At 41.8% G+C, this 24593-nt stretch carries 17 protein-coding genes and 9 tRNA genes; 10 read left to right on the top strand and 16 right to left on the bottom strand.

The features are described from left to right. Both AR334_RS07780 and AR334_RS07785 read right to left on the bottom strand, forming a co-directional pair. The coding region (locus tag AR334_RS07780; RefSeq protein WP_172799174.1) for a transposase at positions 1–406 on the bottom strand (406 nt) is incomplete at its 3' end. A 305-nt stretch (positions 407–711) separates the two neighbouring features. Next, positions 712–2442, bottom strand: a complete 1731-nt coding sequence (locus AR334_RS07785; RefSeq protein ID WP_216638011.1) for an L-lactate permease — start codon at positions 2440–2442, stop codon at positions 712–714. A 345-nt stretch (positions 2443–2787) separates the two neighbouring features. Here AR334_RS07785 and AR334_RS07790 point away from each other — a divergent pair, with 345 nt between their 5' ends. The 3 genes from AR334_RS07790 (at position 2788) to AR334_RS07800 (ending at position 7551) form a co-directional block, all read left to right on the top strand. Then, positions 2788–5238, top strand: coding sequence for a M64 family metallopeptidase (locus tag AR334_RS07790; RefSeq protein WP_066307616.1), 2451 nt, complete (start codon positions 2788–2790; stop codon positions 5236–5238). 274 nt (positions 5239–5512) lie between these two features. After that, positions 5513–6187, top strand: coding sequence for a response regulator transcription factor (locus tag AR334_RS07795; RefSeq protein ID WP_066307618.1), 675 nt, complete (start codon positions 5513–5515; stop codon positions 6185–6187). Then, the gene (locus tag AR334_RS07800) at positions 6184–7551 is read left to right on the top strand and encodes a HAMP domain-containing sensor histidine kinase (protein ID WP_066307620.1); all 1368 of its coding nucleotides are present in this window, start codon (positions 6184–6186) and stop codon (positions 7549–7551) included. The genes AR334_RS07795 and AR334_RS07800 overlap by 4 nt, the downstream gene beginning before the upstream one ends. Positions 7552–7676: 125 nt before the next feature. Here AR334_RS07800 and AR334_RS07805 read toward each other — a convergent pair whose 3' ends face one another. Beyond that, entirely contained in the window at positions 7677–8927 is a 1251-nt protein-coding gene (locus tag AR334_RS07805; protein ID WP_082692827.1) for a sensor histidine kinase, read from the bottom strand. Positions 8928–9196: 269 nt separating this feature from the next. On the opposite strand from AR334_RS07805, the gene AR334_RS07810 reads away from it, so the two are divergent. Both AR334_RS07810 and AR334_RS07815 read left to right on the top strand, forming a co-directional pair. Continuing rightward, the gene (locus tag AR334_RS07810; RefSeq protein ID WP_066307623.1) at positions 9197–10258 is read left to right on the top strand and encodes a hypothetical protein; all 1062 of its coding nucleotides are present in this window, start codon (positions 9197–9199) and stop codon (positions 10256–10258) included. Positions 10259–10276: 18 nt separating this feature from the next. Then, on the top strand, positions 10277–10939 hold the full coding sequence (locus AR334_RS07815) for a hypothetical protein (protein WP_066307627.1): 663 nt from the start codon (positions 10277–10279) through the stop codon (positions 10937–10939). Between the two features lie 89 nt (positions 10940–11028). Here the strand turns inward: AR334_RS07815 and AR334_RS07820 are convergent, their stop codons facing one another. Beyond that, entirely contained in the window at positions 11029–12204 is a 1176-nt protein-coding gene (locus AR334_RS07820; RefSeq protein WP_066307628.1) for a glycosyl hydrolase family 28-related protein, read from the bottom strand. A gap of 423 nt (positions 12205–12627) precedes the next feature. Here AR334_RS07820 and AR334_RS07825 point away from each other — a divergent pair, with 423 nt between their 5' ends. Beyond that, positions 12628–13746: an acyltransferase gene (locus AR334_RS07825; protein WP_066307629.1), complete on the top strand. Its 1119-nt coding sequence runs from the start codon at positions 12628–12630 to the stop codon at positions 13744–13746. A gap of 50 nt (positions 13747–13796) precedes the next feature. On the opposite strand, the gene AR334_RS07830 is transcribed toward AR334_RS07825, so the two are convergent. From AR334_RS07830 to AR334_RS07840, 3 genes are read right to left on the bottom strand one after another with little or no spacing between them, the layout of a single operon-like run. Then, on the bottom strand, positions 13797–14960 hold the full coding sequence (locus AR334_RS07830) for a hypothetical protein (protein WP_066307631.1): 1164 nt from the start codon (positions 14958–14960) through the stop codon (positions 13797–13799). A 17-nt stretch (positions 14961–14977) separates the two neighbouring features. Next, the gene (locus AR334_RS07835; protein WP_066307633.1) at positions 14978–17302 is read right to left on the bottom strand and encodes an FtsX-like permease family protein; all 2325 of its coding nucleotides are present in this window, start codon (positions 17300–17302) and stop codon (positions 14978–14980) included. Then, the gene (locus tag AR334_RS07840) at positions 17299–17988 is read right to left on the bottom strand and encodes an ABC transporter ATP-binding protein (RefSeq protein WP_066307635.1); all 690 of its coding nucleotides are present in this window, start codon (positions 17986–17988) and stop codon (positions 17299–17301) included. Before AR334_RS07840 ends, AR334_RS07835 begins: the two co-directional genes overlap by 4 nt. A gap of 629 nt (positions 17989–18617) precedes the next feature. Between AR334_RS07840 and AR334_RS07845 the strand changes: the two genes are divergently transcribed. The 4 genes from AR334_RS07845 to AR334_RS07860 are packed head-to-tail and all read left to right on the top strand — an operon-like array spanning position 18618 to position 23135. Then, a complete protein-coding gene (locus AR334_RS07845; protein ID WP_253701204.1) occupies positions 18618–19976 on the top strand; it encodes a glycosyltransferase in 1359 nt (452 codons plus the stop codon). 46 nt (positions 19977–20022) lie between these two features. Continuing rightward, positions 20023–20919, top strand: coding sequence for a UTP--glucose-1-phosphate uridylyltransferase GalU (gene galU / locus AR334_RS07850; RefSeq protein WP_066307637.1), 897 nt, complete (start codon positions 20023–20025; stop codon positions 20917–20919). A 48-nt stretch (positions 20920–20967) separates the two neighbouring features. Further along, a complete protein-coding gene (locus AR334_RS07855; protein WP_066307638.1) occupies positions 20968–22317 on the top strand; it encodes a UDP-glucose/GDP-mannose dehydrogenase family protein in 1350 nt (449 codons plus the stop codon). A gap of 29 nt (positions 22318–22346) precedes the next feature. Then, the gene (locus tag AR334_RS07860; protein WP_066307639.1) at positions 22347–23135 is read left to right on the top strand and encodes a YusW family protein; all 789 of its coding nucleotides are present in this window, start codon (positions 22347–22349) and stop codon (positions 23133–23135) included. A gap of 197 nt (positions 23136–23332) precedes the next feature. On the opposite strand, the gene AR334_RS07865 is transcribed toward AR334_RS07860, so the two are convergent. The 9 genes from AR334_RS07865 to AR334_RS07910 form a co-directional block, all read right to left on the bottom strand. Further along, positions 23333–23406, bottom strand: a tRNA-Arg gene (locus AR334_RS07865). Between the two features lie 194 nt (positions 23407–23600). After that, positions 23601–23674 (bottom strand) — tRNA-Ile (locus AR334_RS07875). A gap of 286 nt (positions 23675–23960) precedes the next feature. Next, positions 23961–24042: transfer RNA gene (locus AR334_RS07880), tRNA-Leu, on the bottom strand. Between the two features lie 12 nt (positions 24043–24054). Beyond that, positions 24055–24126 (bottom strand) — tRNA-Cys (locus tag AR334_RS07885). An 11-nt stretch (positions 24127–24137) separates the two neighbouring features. After that, positions 24138–24212, bottom strand: a tRNA-Gln gene (locus tag AR334_RS07890). A 10-nt stretch (positions 24213–24222) separates the two neighbouring features. After that, positions 24223–24298: transfer RNA gene (locus AR334_RS07895), tRNA-His, on the bottom strand. 12 nt (positions 24299–24310) lie between these two features. After that, positions 24311–24386, bottom strand: a tRNA-Phe gene (locus AR334_RS07900). Positions 24387–24435: 49 nt separating this feature from the next. Continuing rightward, positions 24436–24509, bottom strand: a tRNA-Asp gene (locus tag AR334_RS07905). Positions 24510–24512: 3 nt separating this feature from the next. Then, positions 24513–24586, bottom strand: a tRNA-Met gene (locus AR334_RS07910). Positions 24587–24593: the final 7 nt, after the last annotated feature.

Genomic DNA, 24593 nt, shown 5'->3' on the forward strand with positions numbered 1-24593 from the left:
TGGTATCTATTTCGTTCTCCTTTGCCATTTTAATGATGTTACAACTGATTTTATGGAATAAGTCTTTGATTTGGTTATTTCTCTTACTATCTAATTTTAGTAATCTTTTTGAGTAATACGCCCCTATATTTGTATTCTTTCCATTCCGAAGAACTGCGTAATAGTAGGCACGCAGCTTGTTGTACCATTGATTAATAGATTTTATTCTTCCACCTTTAAACAGAACAGGCGTTATGCCTGTGTTCGTGACAATGGTTGCGATGTTATTTAAGCCCAAATCAATGCCCATGCAACGCTCCAGCTTGGCATTTAAATTTTTTCCATTTGAACATAGATTAGCAAAATAAGGGTAGAGCTTGTGCCCTTTTTTGATGATTATTTGATAGGTCCTGTACTCCTTCTCCAATTTTTGTCACCCCCTTAATTATATTTTACCAAACATATGTTCCTTCGTCTAATGATACCTATTTTTTTACAAAGAGCGAACCTGTATCACGTCACTGAAGTAACGGGTGTTAGTTCCGCATTTTTCATAAAAAAGGCACCTATTTAACGAATCCTGCTAAAGAACTCATTAAGATTGCCATACATTACTGGTCAGAAAAATTAAAGCACTGAAAGGACTGACCCAAAAGAAGGAAACCCAATATAATAGGGTTTCCTTCTAATTTAGCCGGAATTTTTCCGTTTATTTTTCATACTCAGTGAGCCTTACAACGTATACCCCGGTATCATCCACGGGAACACATATGCTTGCAGCATGACCAAGATTCCCATTAAAGCGGCTAACGCAATACTGTGGAAAAAGACTGCCCGGAATATTGGTCCGACAGCATTTGCCCCTTCATTTCGATCCTCGTAACAAGCGGCTGTTGCGACGACGATGCTTTGAGCATCAATCATTTTTCCCATGACGCCGCCGGTTGAGTTGGATGCAGCAATGAGCACCGGATCTAACCCCAATTGATCAGCTGTAATTCGCTGCATATTTCCAAACAGGGCATTCGAAGAGGTGTCACTGCCCGTCAGGAATACGCCCAGCCATCCAAGCATCGCGGCGAAAAATGGATAGAGAGCGCCGGTTTTCGTGAAGGCGAGACCAAGAATCGCATCCAACCCGGAATATCGCGTCGTATAACCCAATCCTAATACCAACGCAATCGTAATTAATGGCGTTTTCATCCTTTGTGCCGTCCTTACGATCGACACCTTCCATTGTTCTTTGCTTAATCGGAGGAACAAACCGGTTAATATGGCTGCAAAAAACACACCGGTTCCTGCTGCCGAAAGCCAGTTCAAAGCATATACCGCTGCCTCTGGGGCAGATTCTTTCGCAAGCGGCGGGCTGCGAAAAACCAGTTGATCCAAAAAAGGAACCGAGATATTATATAAAGCCTTCAGACCAAAGAAGTTTAATGAATTCAAAAATGCCTTCCATTGCGGCAATCCCCACATAAATACGAAAATGGTCAGGAATGCCCATGGGGTCCAGGCCTTTACTACTTGGCCGCGACTATATTGGGATTCTTGTCTTTCCAAAGATTTAATCTCTTCTTCTTCACCTGGAAGATAAAACTTATTCTTTGGCTGCCAAACCTTGAGAAGTAAAATGAGTGCAAGCATTGAGATAATACCAGCCAAAATATCGACAAGCATCGGACCAACGTAATTAGAAATGGCAAATTGGGCAATTGCAAAGCTGGCGCCCGTTACAAGAATAGCCGGCCAGATTTCAAATACTTGCTTCCACTTCCCCTTATGCATAAAAACCATGGTGGCAATCAACCAAAATGGAACGAGAATCGAGAAAAATGGCAGTTGGCGTCCAGCCATTGCCGATAAAGCCATTTCAGGCAGACCCGTGACGTTTGCTAATGTAATAATCGGCGTTCCTACAGCTCCAAATGCAACAGGCGCCGTATTGGCAATCAAACACAGCACGGCCGCTGCCATTGGACGAAATCCCATACCTACCATTAGTGCCCCAGCGATGGCTACTGGGGTGCCAAAGCCTGCTGCGCCTTCAATAAAGGCTCCGAAGGAAAAAGCGATCAAAAGTGTTTGAATGCGCCGGTCAGATGATAGTGACACAACAGAGGATTTTACAATTTCAAATTGGCCCGTCACTAATGTAATCGTATACAAAAACATCGCAGCCACAATAATCCAGCCGATTGGCATCAAGCCGAAGAACGATCCATAACCAAAAGCAGCCAATGTCGAGGACACAGGCATGTCGACAAGCCATATCGCCATGATAACGGTGACAATCGCCGCTATGAAAGCAGCTTTTGGTGCAGCAATACCATGATGCCTTTTACCTAATTTATCCTTGTGCGGATGTATGGCCAGCAAATACAACAAAGTCAAGATTGGCACTGCGGCTAATAGAGTAGACAGAAAAGCATTTCCCATCGGGTTATACAGCTGATGAAACTCCAAACAATCCCCTCCCATATATTTTACTGATAATATATGGGTGGTAATTTCTAATTAGTATAGGTCGTCCATCCTATATTTTCACAACTGCCTGTTAATAGAAGTGCCAGGCACCTCTCGACAAATTACGAGCAGTGATCAGGCACTTGTTTACTAGCATAATCTCTTAAAATATATCTTTTCACCTAATGTAAACTCCATGCTCTTTTTTAGAAGAATCCAGTCGCAATGGGACTTTGGTTCTGTGTTTTCCAGAAAAGTCTGAATATTATTGTATGCGCTTACAGAATTTGGTAAGATCGAAGTAACACATGGCCTTGTGAAAGTAAAAAATAAGGGTGGGGTTATATGTCAAAAAGGTGGTTGTCTTTACTTAGTTCAATTATTTTTAGTATTGCGCTTTTAATATCAGGTACAGGATTTACTGTAAAGGATGCGAAGGCAGAGCAACCGGAGGCCGCTACTGCGGATCTGCAGGTTGGGGATGTAAAGGTTGTTCCCCTGCAAGTGACTGGTCCGGCAAAGGATCGCCTTAATCTAATTATTTTTGGCGATGGATACACAGCAAGTGAAATGGACAAGTTCCTGCAAGATGTGGATCGGAACTTAAATGTTCAGTGGAGTGTTGAGCCATTCCGCAGTTATCGATATTACTTCAATGTATATATGGTCCTGACTCCTTCCAAAGATTCCGGTATTAGTTGTGACCCGGATGACGGAAATGTTCGACGCGACACAGTCTTTAAACTTCAGTATGCGGCTAATTGTCCGGCGGACAAACTTGCTCGAGGCGTAACCTATGGTTCTGGAGGAGATCAAGCACGGACGAACATTCTTACCAATTATGTGGCACCAGAATTGGGCATACCCGCCAATGCGCAAAATATTCAAACATTGGCGATTGCCAATACAAATACTTATGGCGGTATCGGCGGTGTCCACGCTACCACCACCGGCGGCAGCCCGCAAGGACCATTAGTATCGTTACATGAGTTGGGACATTCTCTGGGCAATCTGCAAGACGAATATGCTTACTCTAATCGCGAAATTCCTGGACCTCCTCACCCGAATAGTGAACCTAGCTCTATTCATCATACTCGAATGAGTTCTCAGGAAATGATAGAAAAACAAGCCAAATGGTGGCGCTGGTTAGGAGAAGAAAGCGAATCAGGCGGCATCATTCGGGCGGCTGATCCAGATGGATATGAAAGTGGTTCGACTCGCGGTTCAAATATCTGGCGTCCGAGCGAACATTCGATGATGAGACATACCGGCTTCTATTTTGATCAGGTCGGCAGGGAGCAAATGACCCAGCGTATCACCGGCATGCGTAATGCGAATGCGATGCCATTATTATCTGCGCCAGTGGGCGAGGTTGGACCTGCCGATGTGGTATGGGTCGAAACAATGCACCCAAGGTTCCATATTCTTGATGTCACATGGGAAATTAACGGTAACGTAATAGCGGATATGCATAACAGGCGGCATCTGAAGCTTGCCGATCTAAATGTAAAGGTTGGTGACAAAGTAAAGGTAATCGTGAAGGATCAAACCGAGTTTGTGCGTGATCCGAACCATTTGAATGGTCCAAGGATGACTCAGACCCGTGAGTGGACTGTAGGAAAACCACTTCCAGAGACGAAAGTCGATGCGAAATTTACCCGCACTTCAGTGACGGACCATCCTTTAGCTTTTAACGAAATTGCCTTTGTTGAAACCACCCAGCCGAATGATAGGATTTTCGATGTCACATGGGAGCTTAACGGCAAAAAAATAGAGGGAACAAATAATAGCCGGCTTCTGGATCTTGGAAAACTTGGCTTGCCCAAGGGGACTTCAATGCTAAAGGCAACTGTGACAGACCCCGCCAATCCTAATAGGGGCTCGGACACGGTTACATGGACCGTGGATAATGGTTTGCCATCCGCGCCTAGAACACTATCTGATCCACTCGTGAAGCTTTCCGGAGATGTTGAGCACAACGTGTATTTCAACGAGTTTGATATGTTGCTAGAACCTAAGGACGACCAGAAGGGATTTGTCGTCGGAGAGTTCCGCTTGAATAAGGACGGTTGGTTCAATTACTTTGGATTCCCGGAAAAGCCGCTCGGTACACCGTTCAAGTTCACACATTCCGGGACAGATGCGAAAGCATTGACATATGGCAACCTAGGCACGGGAGGCTTGTCAAAAGTCACGTTTGAGCAGTCCTATAAGGAGGGGGATCCTGGTGGTCCATTCGTGCCGGGCTTTGGCACGCACATGGTTGAACACAGAGCCATTGATGCTGTCGGCAACATCGGGGCTTCTGACATGTTTAAAGCAACCGTTTTACCTGGAGAACTACCTGTCTGCACAACTACCTTGACCGGTACCCATAACAGCAGGCTGGTTGTTGATAAGGGGACAGTCTGTCTTAAGGATGCAGTTGTCCGAGGTGGTGTCACAGTCAAGAACGGTGCATCCTTAGTTGTATTTAACAGCAACATAAATGGCGGCTTGCAGACAGACAAGGCGAACATTGTGCAAATGTTTGGTACGACTTTAAATGGAAAAACCCTCATCTCCGGTACTGCAAACAATGTAACATTAGCAGGAAATATGTTTAATGGCGGTCTAACTCTGACCAGTAACAATCAAATTTCCGCAAATGCGCAATTCGGCCAGTACGGACCGATATTGTCCGGGAATACCATCAGCGGACAGTTAGACTGTAATGACAATAGTTCAACGGTCAACGATTTTGGAGCACCCAACGAACTAAAAGGCGCCATCACCGGTCAATGCAAAGGTCTCTAAAGGTTCCGTGACCCGGAATGTATTTTGGAATTAAAAAAGCTGTATGGCAGTATGTTTTATGAATGAATAAAAGCCTAAAATGTGCAAGGAATGTATAAAAACTTGCATATTTTAGGCTTATTCTTTTTTCATATTGTACTTATCATTTTAATTTAGTAACACTTGAAACAGTGTTTTGAAATTCACGAAGAGCGTGTTAGTCGACGAAGAAGGAAAATCCAACTTAAGAGTAGAATGGATTACTTATATATATAAAATCCAATAGGTGGAAATCATGAAAAATAAACTTTTATACATTGAAGACGATCAGGAAATCGGCGCCTGGGTCAGTGAAGATTTAACCAGAAGGGGCTATCATGTGACATGGCTGACCTCGGGGGATGATGCGCCCCATTATATGGAGGGTATCGACCTCGTCATCCTTGATATCATGCTTCCTGGATTGGATGGATTCTCTATCGGCCAGCGGGTAAAGAAAGACTATCCAGCGACACCGATTCTTCTGCTTTCCGCTAGAACCTCTATTGACGATAAACTGCAAGGCCTACATTTTGCCGACGACTATGTGACGAAGCCATTTCATCCTGAGGAATTGGCGGCACGTGTCGAAGTGCTGTTAAGACGGTTTGGCAAGATTTCACTACCGGTCATTCAACTATCACATCTCAGCATTTATTTAGACCAGAACCGAATTGTCGATACGAGATCGAATCATGAAATCATCCTAACGGCAAAGCAATTTCAAATTTTCACGTATTTGCTTCGTCATCCGAATCAAATTCTGACTAAAGAACAAATTTACGAAGCGGTGTGGGAAAATCCCTATATAGCTGGAGATAAAACGTTAATGGTCCATATTCGCCATTTAAGAGAAAAAATCGAGAAAAATCCGAGTCAGCCGCAAATTATTGAAACCATTCGGGGAATCGGATATCGGGTGAAGCAATGAAATTTCGACATTCTCTGTTGGCGAAGTATTTATTGATCATTATGGTAGCCCTTATCTTATGGCCGATTGTTTTACCTGCCTATTTAATACCGTCCTATCTTCTAGACAAGGATCTTCAACAGCAAGCTCAGTATATGGATACGAAAAAATTAAAGAAAATGTGGCATCATGAAGCGGCAAAGCTGGATGGAGCTACTCCAGATCAGGTAGATCAGAAGCTCCACTCTTTAAAGGAACAATATCCGCTCGCTCGGATCTTCTGGGTGGACGGGACGGGCAAAACCAAACTAACCCTTTCCGAGCAAAAGAATATTCCAGCTCAATGGACTTTAGCGAACAGTATTGCGTTTTTGAATCATAGTGATGAAGATCCCATTACGTTTGTATCTTTTATCGGAAGCAACCAGAGCAACGGATTTATGGTTTTTCAAATACCACCCTCTGTTGCAAAACTTCCGACCCTTTCCTTTATCGATGACAAGATTTTGGCAATCTATGGTTTTCTCGTATTTGGCCTCTTCCTATTGGTCTCTTGGTTATTTTTCTTCAAAATCCGGAAACGGCTCGTTCATCTCCAAACCGCCATGACAGAAACGAAGGAAAACGGGATTCCCGAAAAGATCGTGATCAATAAAAAGGACGAAATCAGCGAATTGGGCAAAGCGTTTAATCATATGATTGATGAACTGATAAAAAGCCGGCAGCACGAACAAGAAGAAGAAGCGCTTCGCAAACAGCTGATTGCCAATATATCCCACGACTTACGAACACCGCTCACAGCCATTCGTGGGCATGCCTATTCATTACAAAAAGAACCTTTATCGACGGAAGGAAAAGATTCACTTTATTTAATTGAAAACAAGATAGATCTGTTAAGCCATCTGCTTGAAAATCTCCTTTCCTACACGCTATTATCAGCCGGAAAATACACATTGCAAAGAAAAGAAACGGACATGATTCGGTTCATACGTGAATCTATGGCAGGATGGTATCCGGTATTTGAGAAAGAAGGCTTTAAAGTAGACGTTCACCTGCCCGAAAAGGCTTTGATCTGGCATATCGATCCCCATTGGTTCATGCGCATCCTCGACAATCTCTACCAAAACGTGGTGAGACATGCTAACTCGGGGCGATACATTGGTGTCAGAGTCGTGAATTACGTAGGAAAAGCAGCCATTCTGATCGAAGACAGAGGCCCCGGCTTGGATGTTATAACAGACAAAAAGGGGGCCGGCATTGGTCTCTCCATCGTGTCATTAATGCTGCAGGAGATGCAATTAGGTTGGAACATAACAAGTTCATTAAAGGGCACGAAAATCTATCTGTACGAAAATAAAGAAATGGAAAAGAATAACCTTGAATGAAATGTATTTCGCAATTAATCAATTAATCTCAGTATTTTTTTGAATGAAAAAAGAGCCAAAATATGCAAGTGGTGTATAAAAACCGGCATATTTTAAGCTCTTTCATTTTTTATTCTTTATTTCCTTTAGTTTATCTGGGGTAAAAGAATAATAAATTCTGTCCCCATATTCTTTTCACTGTTCACTTTTACTTTACCTTTGAAAGAACGGATAATTTGAAAACTTACCATCATACCTAGGCCAGTCCCATTTTCCTTTAAGGAATAAAACGGGGATCCAAGCCGATCAATTTGCACTTTTGTCATACCAATTCCTTGGTCCTTAATAATAATCTTTATAAATCCATCACTAGTTGAAGTACATTTAACCCAAACAATTCCACCATTCGGCATAGACTCTATGGCATTTTTCAAAATATTAATTAAACACTGGTTCAATTTTTGAGAATTTCCATAAATCCAGCAGTTTTCATGAAGGTCTGTTTTAATCTCAACATTATGGCCCCGGCTGTAACTTTCAATAATTTTTATTACACGTTGTAACTGAGAACCTACTTCGATTCTTTCGTTGTTATTTATTGAGGGTTTTCCAAAAGATAAAAAATCATTAATAATCTCATTTGCACGATCCAATTCATCAATTGATATTTGGATATATTCCTTCTTCTCATTGGACAAATCAGGCTCGTTTAGAAGTTGCAGAAAGCCGCGAGTAACTTGCATCGGATTTCTAATTTCATGTGCGAAAACACTTGTTAACTCACTAATAACCCGTAATTTCTCCGAGTTTTGCAACTCTAATCGCATCTGGTGAATATCCCTGATCGATTCATTTAGTATAGTTAAGAACCAAGTAACGACCACTACAAAAATAAGCTGAATCATCTGCACTTTAAGATAATCTATGGAAAAACCTCTTAAAACACAAAAAAACGTAAGTCCGATTAGACAATAGTAAAAGGCAATACCAACCGCAATTTTAACTCTTTTATCTTTGGTTGAACTTGCAAACGTTTTTTGATAGAAAAATATAACAGGCAGAGATAATAATAGGACAAGGACGGTATTATAAAATCCAATACTGATTCCAAAATAAAATCGATAAAGTATGATAAAAGCGGATAGGAAGATGGCTGAACTATATCCGCAGTATAGGCTCCCAAATAATAGAGGAATAATTCTTAAATCCAAACGAGCATTTTCACCAAAGCTCGCTGGAAATGACATGCAAAAAAATATGGATATTCCCCACAAAATGGACATGAGCACTTTTCTATTTTTATCACTATGTACCCTCTCTGTAATAAATGTAAAGTAAATAAATATGGGTATTACAATAAGAGTTAGTTGCAGTAAAAAATCCTTTATTATACTCATCTTCGTTACCTTTCATATTCTCCGTTTCAAGTGGATTATTAAAGCAATCCCAAAATGCTGAGAATAAGAATATTAAAAAAACAAATTACAGAGATATTAAAACACCCCTCTTCCTTATATTATATTCCATAAGGGAATTTACAACTAATTTAATTTTGCTCTTAACAAATTAAACAAAATTTAAACAAAACCTCACCTTCATTTTAACCTTTACTGATTAGGATGAAAGTGAGGTTATTTGTTTTGAAAAAAAAGAAAGGATGATTACGTTGAATTTCACATCGCCTTTACTCAATAAAGAGGCAAAAACAAAATATAACCGTTGGCCCTCATGGATCGGTTATGCCGCCATGCTATGGTCGGCGCTATACGGAGGATTACATCTTTACTGGTTATTAGGTGGAGCTGGATATCCATTTAAAAATGACGATATGGGATTGTTTTCCGCCATGGTTACCCATCTTCCGGAACAAATTGGCGGAATTGTATTTGTCACTCTATGTCTCATAGGCATTGGAATAGGAATTGTCATGCAAAGACCCCAAAACAAGGCTTTTTCTCGATGGTTTCCTATTGCCTATTCATGGGGATTCTCACTTGCTCTGCTCCTGTTTATTCCGGATACCAGGTTAATTGCCGCAATGGCCTACGCTTTTTTATTTAAATTCGACTTCAACTGGCACATGTTGAACCAAATTTTTTGTATTATTGGCGCGCTTTTTTGGATGCTGGCCGCTGTTGTTTACCAAAGAAAAACGCGTCATGCCTGTGAATATTGCGGGAGGACCACTGACGGAGAAACACCTTTTTTGATTCGTTGGGGGAGATCGTTGACGATGATCGCCGTGTTCGCCCCCATCCCTTATGCCTTCATACGCTTCTCATGGGCACTTGATATCCCTTTAGGGGTTGACCCACAATTCCTTAGGGATTTCTCGAGCGCCAATCCGATGGCCCGTACGACCGAATGGGTTTTCGGATCTCTATGTATTGTCGGGGGTATCCTTACACTCGGTTTGATCCAAAAATGGGGTGAGGTCTTTCCTCACTGGTTCCCGTTCATTGGTGGAAAAAGAGTCCCCATCATGCTTGCCGTTCTTCCCGCTTCCATTGTTGCCATAGCTGTAACCGCAGCAGGTCTTGTTTTTACATTTGGCATCTTGGCCGCGGCATCTCATCTCTTCCCAATGGACAATATTATACTCAGTCAAGGCTGGGGAACGATGGGACCGATGATTTTTTGGCTGCCATGGGGAGTCGCTCTTGGGCTAGCTGCAATCGCCTACTATTATCGTCGGCGTGGACGATGTTCCAGTTGTGGAATTGGATAAAATGGAGGAGAGTTGAAGATGAATGAAAAAACAAACCATTTGAAAACTCAAACGGAAAGGCTGACTGCCTTTGAACAATGGGCGAAGAAAGCGGTATGGCCAGCTTACCTCGGTTGCTTTTGGGCAGTCATGTATGCCGTTTTCGTCCGATTTTATCAAGCAGCCGGTGGAACCTTAGGTCTTCCGGGGCAGCCCGAGGATCCTAAAATGATGTACATGGCAAGTTACATCGCGGGCGTCTTAATCATGACCTGTGGGTTCATTTTAATTGGGCTTGTCAAGCCATGGGGAAGAGTCGTCCCGACATGGGTGCCGTTCATCGGAGGAAAAAACATCCACTTTCTTATCATCTTAATCCCTACTCTTTTCTGTACTGCTTATTTAATGGCACATGGAATCGGCGGGATGATTACAAAAGCCCTTCATCTGGCAGGTGTGATTACCCTTCATTTCAATGGCTGGGTTTCACTCGATGTCCACAGCATGGTGTTATGGTCTCTTTTATTTTATGAGCCTTGGTTTCTGACCATGGGCATTTTATCCGGGTTAACAGCTGCACATTACGCACTGGCTTCCGGCATTTCACTTTCTGCCTTTAGACGAATTCTGGCCATCTTTATCAGTTTCGTTTCTCTGCTAACCATTTATTGTGTATTCTCTATCATTTTTCAACTCTCATAGTTCATGCTCTTAGTTGCCTGGCACCACCCGAATGATGGTTTTTTATCATTATGGAAAAAGAAAGAAGCAGAGAAGTTCTCTGCTTCAGATCATTGCAGCTTATTATTCCAAACGTTCAAGTTGGTGATTTTGCTGGCGGCGAGTACGCCAAATTCCCCGTTGATAAAGGTATTGTCGATGATGGTAAAGTTTTTTAGAATATAGCCGGGCTGGGTGGAGGTGATACTGATGATGGATGGATGTTCATCGCTGCCTTTATAACCATTTTCTAGCATATTGTTAATGATTTTGATATTACTTGCATTGGATACGTCAATAATTCTTGCGAAATTACCAACACCGGTGATGGTGTTTTGTTCAATGGTTGTGTGGTTCGCATACACCGATATCGCTGCCCACATATCATACGCCTCTTTTTCTGGATACGTATGATAGAAATTATTTTTATAAAAATTGTTGTAAATCTTATTTCCTTTAATGAGAGCGCCTGGTGATTGGATTTTTATCGCCCTCTTATGATTATAGGAAAAGGTATTGTTTAAGATTTGCAAGTTCACAGCTTCCGTAAACCCCTGAATCACAATTCCATCGCCATCATCCTTCGGTCCGATGTTGGTGATGGTGGAATTGCTTATCGTAATATTTTTGCTGACAGGCTGTTGTTTATGTTCCGGACTGATCAATATTCCCCGCGCCACATGGTGCCCCCAGCCTTTTATCGGATTTTTGGCGAAAATATTATGAATCTTGCTATGATCAATCGTAATATTTCTAGTTCCACCTTCAATTCGAATCCCGCTGACAGTTAAACGAGATAATGACGGGTCTTTTGGCTGCGTCAAATTCTCAATGGTGCACTCGGAGATGACGACATCACTAGAACCATTTGCAATCGTTATCCCCCTTAGTGATCTTTCGTTTCCGTTGATTGTCAACCCTTGAATCCGGACATGTCCGCCTTTTATATGCAACATAGAAAACAAATCCGAAGCTGCCTTAAGAATCGCATGATTCCCGTCGATTTCTGTTTTATCTGAAATACGAATTTCCTTTGTTATTTTATACTCACCGGTTGGAAAATAAATTTTATGTGCCCTGCTATCCTGCAATGCCCGCTGTATCGCCTCGGTATCATCGGTCACACCGTCGCCTATTGCCCCATAATCTTTTACATTAATTGCCTTTGTTTGGTTGAACCAAATCATGATTAAGGAAATTAATATTCCAATCAGAATAAAAAGCATCCACTTTTTTCTATTCAACAATCTTGAAACTCCTCTTTTCATTGTTCCTATCCTATTATCACCTTAAATTTCTACATTTAACGTACTTCTCTTAAAAAATGGTAGAAAGGAACTGAAAAATTCTCCAATATAGGATAATCGAACAACAACTCCCCTCCTATTTCTAGGTCTGCATCATCAATCCTCTTGAAAAGTATGGCAATGATAATTCAATAAAAGAAAAAGTCTAAGTCCTTTCCTTTAATTTTTATTTGTCCATTCGAACTGGGAAAATGAACTCATAGGTAGTGAGAGTGATTAAAACGATTACAAGTAAAAACGATAATTCCTTCGTCCCTATTTGCAATCCGAGCCAAATGAACGGTTTTCCAAAAATCACAACATCTTCCATTAAGGATAAATTAAAATGAATGGTAATTTGATTGATAAGGAGGATTCAAAAGTATGTCTACGGAAAAGCCAAATCCTGATCTCGTCCAAAAGAGAAACTATCTTTTTGAGATTCACTTTTTACGCGCGTTTGCCTGTTTAGCCGTTGTTTGTGTTCATGTCTCAGCTACTAACTTCGGGATGAACGACCAAACCTGGAATGGGTTTACCTATTTTCTCAATCAATATGGACGGTTCGGCACACCTATTTTTGCAGTGATCAGCGGGTTTCTTTTATTCTATCAAGCAAAAAATAGAGGGTTTCGTTTAGGATATTTCCTAAAATCACGGTTAACGAAGATCGTTATTCCCTTTTTGATTTGGAGCCTAATCTATCGCTATCTCCTGTACTACTATGACAAGCAAGCACTTGAAAACTTCCAAACGGAAGCAACAAAGATCCTGATGGGGGATTCCTTTTATCACCTATATTTTGTGGTGATTGTGATTCAATTTTATTTTGTCTTCCCATTTCTGCAAAAGCTGTTTCGCACCCAGACTCTGATGCTGGTATTTACCTTTCTATCGTTGCTGCTAAGCTACCAGCTATATGGATTTCAGCCCGACATTAATGGGCCAGTCGGGGAATTTCTTTCGAGCAAATCATTTATGCCCATCTGGATTTTTTACTTTGCCTTTGGAGGTTTCCTTGCTTATTTTTGGGAAGAGATTGTTGGCTTTACCGTCAAACGTCCATGGAAGATGTTCGCCATCGCCCTGGTTGTTTCTGCCGGGGCAGTCGTTGAGTACCATGTAAATGGCTATGTATCGAATCGCAGATTATCCAATTTGGCCAATATTCCCTTACTGTGCATTGCCGTCATCGGGATGTACCCTTTCTTTACGAAATGGAATCTATTCAAAAAGCCTCTGACCATCATTGGTCAATATTCGATGGGGATTTATCTCATTCATCCGCTGATTTTATACTTATTTGCCAGACATTTACCGCAAACTTACTGGAGCGTCTATTATGTGCCGCTGATGTTTATCGCTGTGCTCCTTATTGCGGTCGTTTTTATTAGAATTCTTCAAATTCTGCCGTTCAGTCAGTTTGTCATTCCGGTGCCAAAAATAAAGAAAAAGAATTCTGTCGATCACACGAAGGTAAAGACGAAAAAAGTAGTTGCCTAATATAGAATGAAAAAAAGCCAAGCTAAAAAACTTGGCTTTTTTTCATCGTATTACCCGCCTTGATACAAGCTGGAAAAGACCTGGTCAATATAATGGATTCGCATCTGATCAGCATGATTGATCAGCCGATCATACATATAGCCGGCTGCCTCCATGCAGCTGTGGACTTCCATCTCATTTGCGTAATACTGCATCGCCCGCTTGATTTTCCCTACCGCAGCAGGATGATGCAGAACAGATATGATTTGCTCCTCTATCGGCCTGTCATCGTTTAGCCGCTGCACGAGCCCTCTTGGTTCAAGAAAGTTCATATTCCTTTCTTCCTGCCCGGGCAGGACGGAATGGATGAAGATGGGGAGCTTCTTCGTCAGTCCTTCGCTGACCGTCACCCCGCCAGGCTTTGTAATCAGGGCATCAGCCCAGTCGTATAATTGATTCATCTGGGCCGGACTGGTTACGTACGAATATGGCCTAACCGCGTCGGAATGCAGTGAGGCGATTGTTTTGTATAGTGAAAAATTCGAACCGCAAAGCACCCGATATTCTACTAATTTGCTATTACTAGACTCTCGCAAACTGCTAAGCTCCCCCAGCCCCAAACTTCCTCCAGCAACAAGGACATGCATTTTCCAATCGTTTGGCTTTCTCTTTTTTCTTTTTAAAAAATGGTTATTTGTCAGGATGCCGGAAATGATAATGTTTTCTTTGGGAACAGCGTTATTGATTAATTGCTCCTTTGTGTCTTGCGATGGAACAAAGTGGAGGTCGACGTGTTTTTTCCCCCATAAGTGATTCACACAAAAATCAGTATATATATTAACAACAGGAACGTTGCAAATACGAAATTCCTTCAGTTTATTGACGAGAAATGAAGGAAAACTATGGGTGCAGATGATCAAATCCGGCTGTTTCTCTTGAATCATCCTCTCCATCTTTTCCAAAAAGAGCGTTTCATATGTGAATTCAAGGATTGCTGATTTTCGATTGAAAAATCGCATGTAGAATTTACTGTATACCGATGGCCATTTGGTGATCCATTTCAAATAAGCTTCAGAAAGGGACTTTTCGAATGTGGAATTCACATAGCTCAGAAAATCCACTTTTTCACATTGAATCGAAGAATCCAGTTTTCTCAAAGATTCCATAAATGCGTCTGCTGTTCTGTGATGGCCAGATTCCATTGTAAAAAGCGGCAATAACAAGATTTTTCTCATTTCTGATCCTCCACACGTTAAAGTAACTCTGAAATAGGTTTATTTACTGCCTTTCGTGCAGGCAGATAGCTTCCTAAAATACCGATGAGTAAACTTACTACGAGCCAAAGTATACATCCTTCCAGCGACAGACCTGAGGGTAGCGGCGACTTTATCAGTACTTCCCCAATTTTGCTGGTCAACAAAGCTTGCAGTGGGTAGGACAATCCAACCGCACATAACCAGCTGACGGATGTGATAAACAAACCTTCCCCAATAAAAAGCAGATAGATCTTACGCTTTCCTCCGCCAATTGAACGTATGATGCCAATTTCCTTTATTCGTTCGCGAACATTGATGCTCATAGAAGTTAGTAAGTTTAAGGCGCCAACGCCAGAAAAAAGAATTCCTGTGATGAAGAGAGAATAAATAATCATCCTAATCATTTCTTTTGGGCGATCCTTCATATCTTGTACCTGATCTGACGCTTGGATTTCTATATTTTTAGCAGATAACAAGTTTTCCACCTTATATAGGCTTTTGGCTAACGCTTGTCCCTCATCCATTTTGATCAGCAGGCGGTTACTGCTGGCAGTTTGAAGCCATTGATTGTAGTCAGATTGATTCAAATATACAGCCGGTCCTGTCAGCTGTTCTCCCAGGATGCCGATTACTTTCCATTGCTTTTCCTGCCGGCCAACTTGAAGTGTCACAGAATCTCCTAAGCTGATGTTTGGCAATGCTGCAGAACTGATCACAATGCCATTCTGGATTTGCTGATTCAGCCACTCCCCTTCCTGCATATTGGGACGGACGAAGGCTGTTTGAGATGGGACAGCCTGCAATAAAACATTCCGCTTGGCAGAGGAATGGGACATCACGGCATTTCTCGCTGTCCATGCCTCCACCGCTTTTACTCCGTTTAGTTCGTTGATGGGAGAAAGCAACTGTTCAGCGGGAAGGATAGTGCTAATGCTCCATTCTGCATCGTAGTCCCAGAATTGATTCATTTCTTTAAGTGTCAGCTGCAATGATTGGTTTAGCGCAGCACAGGCAATGATAATCGCCCCGCCAAAGGATAACATCAAGATATTTGTGATCAGCTGTGTCTTTTTTGTCAGCGAATTTCGAACGGACAGGACGCGGAAATGAAAATATCCCCGGTTAGACCGTTTCTTTTTTTGCTTTCGATACGGCCGGCTAATCGTTTGTAGGCCGTGAATAATCGGCGCTCTCAATACTTTTTGAATCGGAAAAAAAGCAGCCAAAATGGGAACTAGGAACGATAAAACAAGGATCATTGCGGTAACCTTTGGTGAAAAGGATAACGCTGCTTCCCCCATATTCAGTTCTCGCAACAGATAGCCGGTAAAAAGATAGGAAGCCGCGGTGCTCAAGGTTACAGATAAGCAAAAGACGATGGATCCAATCAGAATCACAGCCGCCGAGAGTTGCCTCCAAATGTAGGACGCTGTTGCCCCCAGAACCTTTTGGATACTCATCTCATACACCTGCTCTGAAACCATGCGGTAAAACAGATGGATGTTCAGTAAAAATCCAAGTAAAAATGCTAAAACGCCTAACAGCATGAATAAAAGCAGGATCGTATTGACAATGGTCTCCCTTAATAAAAAAGTTTCTTGGGATAATTCAGCGCGGAAAACAGTAATCTGGTTGGCTTGAAGCTCCTTCTTAACTTCTTGAATCAATTTGTTTTTCTGCGATTCGGAAATGGGAGCTTCAAACGTTAGATGAATAAGATTATCAGCTGTAGACTGGCCTGATTCCGCGAGCACCTCTTTTGAGATATAGCCATATCCTAACCCGCTAAATCTGGTGGGAATTCGTGAGACATCTTCCACTGTGCCCCTAATGGTGAGCTGTTTAGGACGCTTGCCAGGAACGGTCATCATTACTTGATCTCCAGCTGCCAGTTGATCATGCACCATCGTTGACTTTTCTAGTAACAGTTCATCATGATCGACCTGTATCGAGTCAGGTTCGACCTGTAGTTGATTGATGTTAAAAAATGGGCTGTCAGGGTACGCTATCAACTCAAAATTCCTAAACTCATGATTGATTTTGACTCGCGCTCTAATTTGCTGCTTTGCTTCTACTTCTTTGATGCCGTTTATTTTTGTCAAAAAAGAAATATCGTTTTCTATGGGAGATGTGTAAATCGTAAGATCTGCGGCATTTGTTTTTTCTGCATTTTGCCGGATTGCTTGATTAAATACATCCTTTGTTTGAAATAATGCTCCAATGACCGACAGGCAAAGGGAGATTGAAAAAAGGATGCAAATCGTTCTGGTTTTTTGCCGACTTATATCCCTCCAGACTTTTTTAATATAAATGGGGATCATTGTATCCCCCAGTCCTTTCGCTGGTTGATGACTTTTCCATCCTTTAGCTGTAATGTTCTTGGGATTTGTTTCGCTATGTCAGTATCATGCGTAACCATCACAATGGTTTTTCCGTTTTTCGCAAGCTGTTTAAATAGGGAGAAAATATGAGCGGCATTTGCGCTATCCAAATTCCCGGTTGGTTCATCCGCTAGGATTAGCGGCGGATCATTTGCTAAAGCTCTCGCAATGGCTGTCCGTTGTTTTTCCCCTCCTGAGACATGGTCCGGGAAAAGATGGCACTTATCGGCTAAACCTACAGATTCCAGCAGTGCCATTGCTCGTTGTTTTTTCTTTCTCTTTTGAAAGGGAGAGGTCAATTCCATCGGAAGAATGACATTTTCAAGTAACGTAAGAGTCGGGATTAAATGGAATGCTTGAAATACAATACCAATGTTATGTAATCGCCATTTGGTTAATTCACGATTTGATAGACTTGAAATGTCAGTACCATTTATGCTCACCGTTCCAAAAGAGGGGGAATCAATCCCGCTCATGATATTTAGGAGAGTAGATTTTCCGCTTCCAGATTTGCCAATCATACAGGTAAACTCGTTCTTATTAATCGCAAAACTGACATCCTCAAGCGTGTAGAAGGGCTTGTCCCCGACAAGAAAGTATTTTGTTACATTTACAAGATTAATCATGGTATAGCTCCTTTTCTCCAAATTGGCTGATGCATACCGTTTTCAATCTAATTAAATACCATGATCCAGCTCACTTCAACGAAGGATAAAAATGACATGATCCTTTACATAAGAACTTCTTATCAGGTATTTAGTCAGTTTCCCCTCTTTTTACCACCCTATAATTTGGCTTGTCCATGATGGAGTCCCCAAATGTTCATTCATTTTATCCAAAAAATGGTAATAGGGCTGTTTTTTTTAGATAACAATGCTTATTTTTGAAGCTCGATGCCTAAGTTTTTTGTTTTTTAGGCAAAAAACGATTTATTTAGTCATTTTTCAAACTCTTTACATTATCTTTTGGTTAAGAATGTTACAAAAGCTTAGATGCTGATGAAATGGGGGGAGGTACGCCTCTTAACCTAAGATAAGAAGAACAACATAACGTAAACATGACAAAACTTACACCATTTTTACGAAGCTGGGTAATCGCTTCCAATGTTGAGGTTTCGGACTTTTAAACGAATGCAGGAATTTGGAATGAATTTTGTCACAGGAAAAACGATTGATTGCAGAAAAGCTGGTTGGTTTATTATTCTAAGGCTGTCAAATGCTGCATTTGAATTTGAGATTTGAAGAGGAGTGATTGAATGGGAAAAATTGAGTCAGACCTGCAGATGACTAACCCGATTATTCAAAACCAGGTCCTTACGACAGCGAAGAAATTTTCAAGAAAAGAGAAAACCTTTGTTATTACATTGTTTGTTCTTACGGTAACAGCTCTCTTCTATGTTAACTGGACAGCATCTGACAAGTTTAACTTAACAATTGGAATCTATGGCTCCGTTATGATTGGGTACCTATTGGGAAAAATGCTGCTTTCGTTTAAGTACACAGAAGTGACAATGGATCCTCCTGATTTAAAGGTATCTGTTGTGATTCCATCCTACAACGAAGCACCCGATGCGGTACTAGGAACGGTGGAAAGCATTTTAAAACAGGATTATCCAATTCACGAAATCTTTGTCATCGATGATGGCAGCAAGGATAGCTCGGCATATGACGCGGTCCTGAAGCTCCGAGACAGCTTAAAAACTGTCAGCGGTGAAACGGCTGCCTTGTTTCCTGCCGGCCATATCCCAAACTTGATTGTCCATCGGCTTCCGCAAAATAAGGGGAAGCGCCACGCGCAAATCTGGGCGTTTGAACGGGGAACCGGTGATATTTTTGTCACGATTGATTCTGATTGCACGGTGTTCTCTAATGCCATTCGCGAATTGTTAAAACCAATGAATGATCCGGAAGTAATGGCGACGACAGGCCACGTCAATATTCGCAATCGGACGGATAATATTCTTACCCGCCTGATTGATATGCGATATGATAATGCCTTTCGTGTGGAGCGGGCCGCACACTCCGTGACAAACAATGTCTTAGTCTGCAGCGGTCCTCTTAGTGCCTACCGCCGCGACGTAATTATGGATAACTTGGAACATTATGGCAATCAAACGTTTTTAGGCCAGCAGGTACAATTGGGGGATGACCGCTGTCTTACCAACTATGCCATTAGAAAAGGAAAGACATTGTATCAATCAACGGCCCGCTGTATTACAGATGCACCTACTACATTAAGAACCTTACTTAAGCAACAATCACGGTGGAATAAATCGTTTTTTAGAGAAAGCTTGATTGCGTTGAAAATTGGTTTGCACAAACCAAATGTCTTTATCTGGGTCATGCTTGAAATGTTCCTATGGGTTGCTTTTGCTGTCTCTTTAATCATGGCCATTTATCTTACATCTACGACGATGGGCTGGGTAATGGTGATTTATTACTTTGCCTATGTTACTATCTCTGCCTATGCCCGAAATGTATTTTATGCGTATAAAAAACCGCTTACGTTTTTAATGGCACCTATTTATGGTCTGCTTTTCTTAATTCTGCTGTGCCCGCTTCGTTTCTGGGCGTTGTTTACACTTCGTTCCACTTCTTGGGGAACTCGAGGATGATTGATTCTATAAACCTAGTATTCTTATATGATTGGGGGATATTTTGATGAAAGTTCGTAAAGCGATTATTCCTGCAGCTGGATTGGGTACCCGCTTCCTGCCAGCAACCAAAGCACTGCCAAAGGAGATGCTGCCAATCGTTGATAAACCCACCATTCAATATGTTGTGGAAGAAGCGATTCAATCTGGCATTGAAGACATCCTTATCATTAGCGGACGAGGCAAACGAGCCATTGAGGACCATTTTGATAAGTCCTATGAATTGGAAGAAACGTTATTAAAAAAAGAAAAATATGAAAAACTGATGGAAATTCAGGCGATTTCAAACCTTGCCAACATCCATTATGTTCGTCAAAAGGAGCCACTTGGATTGGGCCATGCCATTCACTGCGCGGCTAGTTTTATTGGAAACGAGCCATTTGCCGTGCTCCTGGGCGATGATATTGTCAAAGCGGATACACCTTGCCTGAAGCAATTAATTAACGTATTCAATCAATATCAATCTTCCGTTCTCGGCGTTCAGCAAGTTGCCAAGGAAGAAGTGTCCAAATATGGCATCATTGCCCCGATTGAAAAAAAAGTGACTGAGAAGGATGTATTTTTACTTGATACAGTTGTTGAAAAACCAACTGTTGAACTGGCCCCCTCTCAATACGCCGTTATGGGACGCTACATCCTTACGCCGGAAATTTTCGATATCCTGGCCACATTGCCGCCTGGTGCGGGAAATGAAATTCAATTAACGGACGCCATTAAACTACTTAATGAGACTCAGCCTGTCATGGCTCATAACTTTAAGGGTAAACGCTATGATGTGGGTGATAAAGTTGGTTTCATCCAAGCGACGATTGACTTTGTATTAGAACGAAGTGAATTAAGGGGGAGAGTCAGAAGCTACTTACGTGAAGTCATTCGTGCGGAAGACCTGATTGCTTCTCGTTAAAAATACCAGACTGGGCCTATAATTATGCCTACTTTAAGGAGGAGTTATATGAAGAACATATCGATCATCGGAACAGGTTATGTCGGACTGGTATCAGGTGTTTGCTTAGCCGAAATTGGCCATAATGTCACCTGCATTGATGTAAATACGGAAAAAATTGAGCTTCTTAAATTAGGGGTTTCCCCTATTTATGAACCGGGATTGGAAGAATTAATGGCCGGCAATGTTGAAAGAGGCAAACTCCATTTTACTTCAAATATGAGAATGGGTTTACAAGAAGCAGAGGTTGTCTACATTGCTGTCGGTACTCCTCAACAAGAAAATGGAGAAGCTGATCTTTCTTATATTTTTAACGCGGCACAAGATATCGGCCAAAACATCACACGTGATGCCATAATCGTTACTAAAAGTACCGTTCCACTAGGTACTAATTACAAAATTGGCGAAATCGTTCAAGCCAATTTGCAAGGATCCTATTCTGTAGACATTGTTTCCAATCCTGAATTTCTGCGTGAAGGGTCTGCCATCCATGACTCGTTTCATGGAGATCGGATTGTCATTGGGGCAGATTCCCCTGAAGCAGCCAATATAATAGAAGAAATTAATCAGCCGTTTGGTCTTCCTATTTTAAAAACAAGCATCAACAGTGCCGAAATGATTAAGTATGCCGCCAATGCATTTCTAGCAACAAAAATATCGTTTATCAATGAAATTGCTGCTCTCTCAGAAAAGGTTGGCTCAGATATTACTGAAGTGGCAGAGGGAATTGGCAAGGATGTCCGTATTGGCTCCAGGTTTCTTGATGCCGGAATTGGCTTTGGCGGTTCTTGTTTTCCAAAAGACACGAAGGCTTTGGTAAAGATTTCAGAAGCTGTCGATCATGATTTCCATTTACTTAAATCTGTCATTCAAATCAATGACAGACAAAAGACGGCACTTGTGAAAAAGGCGAAAGACCGTTTTGGTTCACTGAAAGGACTGCGGGTAGCCTTGCTCGGATTAGCCTTCAAGCCTAATACAGACGACATGCGCGAGGCAGCCTCCATCAACATTTCTAAAAACCTATTGAAAGAAGGAGCGCGAATTATTGCCTACGACCCTATTTCAATAGAAAACGCCAAGAAGGTGCTCCCACACGAAGTTCAATACGTGGAACAAATTGAAGATGCAATCAAACAGGCCGATATCGTCTTTATCGTAACCGAATGGAAGGAAATTGTTGAAAAAGCATTAATCTTAACAAGTCTCTTTATGGATCAACCCATCATCTTCGACGGTAGAAACTGTTACACAGCAGAAGATTTAAAAAACTATACAGGCGAATATATCGCCATCGGCAGAAAGCCAATCAAGCAAGGAACCAATTCCATTTATCAAAAGCAAATTGCTTCTGTATAAAAAAAAACGATTCGAAAGGGTGTAGAACGATGAAAAAAGTATCAGCTGTTATTCTAGCAACTTCATTAGCATTTAGTGTATCTGGGCAGGTAGCTGCAGAGCAAATCAAGGAGCCCGCTCCCATTGTTCAAAACGTAGACGTACAGAATATTTGGAAGTCAATTGACAACCTCAAGGCCAGTGTTGTGCTTCAGGATGAAAAGTATACCGTCTCGTACGATGAAAAAGATGGAATCGTAAATGTCAAAATTAAGAAACAGTCTGGAAAAGAAGAAATCGAGGTAACAGGGGAAGAAGCTAACAAGCGTGTGGTTGATTTTGTTAAAGGCTTAGGCTTATCCACCGATTTAAGTAAAGAAGAATTCATCAATCGGCTCTCGGAAGCTTTAGGTGTGGAGCCGTCTGAAGTAAAAAAAGCGGATGCAAAAGTAATCTTTACGAATAAGGCCCATTTTTCTTTCTCCTATAAAAAAGGGGAAAAAGCAGCTGCCGACCCTTATAAAGTTCGTCATCTGAAAGTTCATCTTAAAGCGAAGGATGGTACCTTCTACAATGTTCATCTGTTAGCCAAAGACCCTGTTAAAGCAACGTTTGTCAAAAAGACCAAGGACGGCGTAACGGTTTTAAAAAATTCCAAGGCACAAGATGAACTAATCCGAATCAAGGATGAACTCATTCCAGCCAAGGGAACAACATGGGATGATTACGTAACAAAAGTCTCCGATACACTAGGAATTGAAGTAACAGACATCACCAAAGCAGATGTTCAACTGCAATTTGAGAATAATTCAAAAGTAGATGCAAAGTTTCATAGATAAGTAAACATGGGGACGGTTTTTGTTGGATAGCCACAAGGACCGTCCCTTTGGTCTCTTCTTAAATTGGTTTAAAAAAAGTGCCACTGTCACCACCCAATACTGTCGACAAGATATCAACAAATTTACGGGATATTGGTAGTGACGGGCACTTTCCTTTAGTCAAGATGTTTTAAAGTACATAAGAGGTTAAATTTTTACGCGCCTTAGAGGATTCGAACCTCTGACCGTACGCTTAGAAGGCGTATGCTCTATCCAGCTGAGCTAAAGACGCATGATAGGAATGCAAAGAAAGAGGGATTTAAACCTGTACGGATTTATCCGCCCCATATCCATAGCAGGTGCTCCTCTAAAGCTAATTGAGCACTTCCCCGAACATAAAAATGGCTCCGGAGGTACGACCGATCGGTTAACAGCCGATTGCTCTACCACAGAGCTACTGCGGAACGATATATAACATTTAAATGATGGGCCTAAATGGACTTGAACCATCGACCTCACGCTTATCAGGCGTGCGCTCTAACCAGCTGAGCTATAGGCCCATAATATTTTATTTGGCTGACATTCGTATAATTATGAGAATTCATAGACGGAGAATTTCCTGTTAATGTATATAGAGGAAGCTTAAAAGGCAGATATAAGCGGAGATATTCCGATTAACTGCTCTAAATAAGACAAAATCCGTAGATTTGGATAATATAAACGGAAAAACTCCCCTTATTTTTAAGGAAATTTAAGTATTTCCCAATTTAGCAGGAATTTTTCCGTTTATTTTTCAAATATAGCGAAATCAACATTCGGTTATAACAAAGCATTTAAAAAAAACGATACCGGTGGTCGGGGTCGAACCGACACTCCAGAAGGAACACGATTTTGAGTCGTGCGCGTCTGCCAATTCCGCCACACCGGCAAAATAATATGAAGGCGGCAACCGGATTTGAACCGGTGGATAAAGGTTTTGCAGACCTTGGCCTTACCACTTGGCTATGCCGCCATTTTAAAAAATGGCTGGGCTAGCAGGATTCGAACCTACGAATGACGGAGTCAAAGTCCGTTGCCTTACCGCTTGGCTATAGCCCAATAACGATAATGGGGCGGCTGATGGGAATCGAACCCACGAATGTCGGAACCACAATCCGATGCGTTAACCACTTCGCCACAACCGCCAAAACAATAAATGGTGGCTCAGGACGGAATCGAACCGCCGACACATGGATTTTCAGTCCATTGCTCTACCGACTGAGCTACTGAGCCACACCAAAATCTATATAAACAGCAGGTTACCCCTACTGAGTAATATTAACGGTCTGGACGGGACTCGAACCCGCGACCTCCTGCGTGACAGGCAGGCATTCTAACCAACTGAACTACCAGACCGGATTGCGGGGGCAGGATTTGAACCTGCGACCTTCGGGTTATGAGCCCGACGAGCTACCGGACTGCTCCACCCCGCGACAATAA

Source organism: Bacillus sp. FJAT-29814 (assembly GCF_001510715.1).
Taxonomy (GTDB): domain Bacteria; phylum Bacillota; class Bacilli; order Bacillales; family Cytobacillaceae; genus Neobacillus.

What these genes read in the sequence shown, in the direction of transcription:
- AR334_RS07790 (WP_066307616.1), top strand. Translation starts at nt 2,788, where the DNA reads ATGTCAAAAAGGTGGTTGTCTTTACTTAGTTCAATTATTTTTAGTATT.
- AR334_RS07795 (WP_066307618.1), top strand. Translation starts at nt 5,513, where the DNA reads ATGAAAAATAAACTTTTATACATTGAAGACGATCAGGAAATCGGCGCC.
- AR334_RS07800 (WP_066307620.1), top strand. Translation starts at nt 6,184, where the DNA reads ATGAAATTTCGACATTCTCTGTTGGCGAAGTATTTATTGATCATTATG.
- AR334_RS07805 (WP_082692827.1), bottom strand. Translation starts at nt 8,927, where the DNA reads ATGAGTATAATAAAGGATTTTTTACTGCAACTAACTCTTATTGTAATA.
- AR334_RS07815 (WP_066307627.1), top strand. Translation starts at nt 10,277, where the DNA reads ATGAATGAAAAAACAAACCATTTGAAAACTCAAACGGAAAGGCTGACT.
- AR334_RS07825 (WP_066307629.1), top strand. Translation starts at nt 12,628, where the DNA reads ATGTCTACGGAAAAGCCAAATCCTGATCTCGTCCAAAAGAGAAACTAT.
- AR334_RS07830 (WP_066307631.1), bottom strand. Translation starts at nt 14,960, where the DNA reads ATGAGAAAAATCTTGTTATTGCCGCTTTTTACAATGGAATCTGGCCAT.
- AR334_RS07835 (WP_066307633.1), bottom strand. Translation starts at nt 17,302, where the DNA reads ATGATCCCCATTTATATTAAAAAAGTCTGGAGGGATATAAGTCGGCAA.
- AR334_RS07840 (WP_066307635.1), bottom strand. Translation starts at nt 17,988, where the DNA reads ATGATTAATCTTGTAAATGTAACAAAATACTTTCTTGTCGGGGACAAG.
- AR334_RS07845 (WP_253701204.1), top strand. Translation starts at nt 18,618, where the DNA reads ATGGGAAAAATTGAGTCAGACCTGCAGATGACTAACCCGATTATTCAA.
- galU (WP_066307637.1), top strand. Translation starts at nt 20,023, where the DNA reads ATGAAAGTTCGTAAAGCGATTATTCCTGCAGCTGGATTGGGTACCCGC.
- AR334_RS07855 (WP_066307638.1), top strand. Translation starts at nt 20,968, where the DNA reads ATGAAGAACATATCGATCATCGGAACAGGTTATGTCGGACTGGTATCA.
- AR334_RS07860 (WP_066307639.1), top strand. Translation starts at nt 22,347, where the DNA reads ATGAAAAAAGTATCAGCTGTTATTCTAGCAACTTCATTAGCATTTAGT.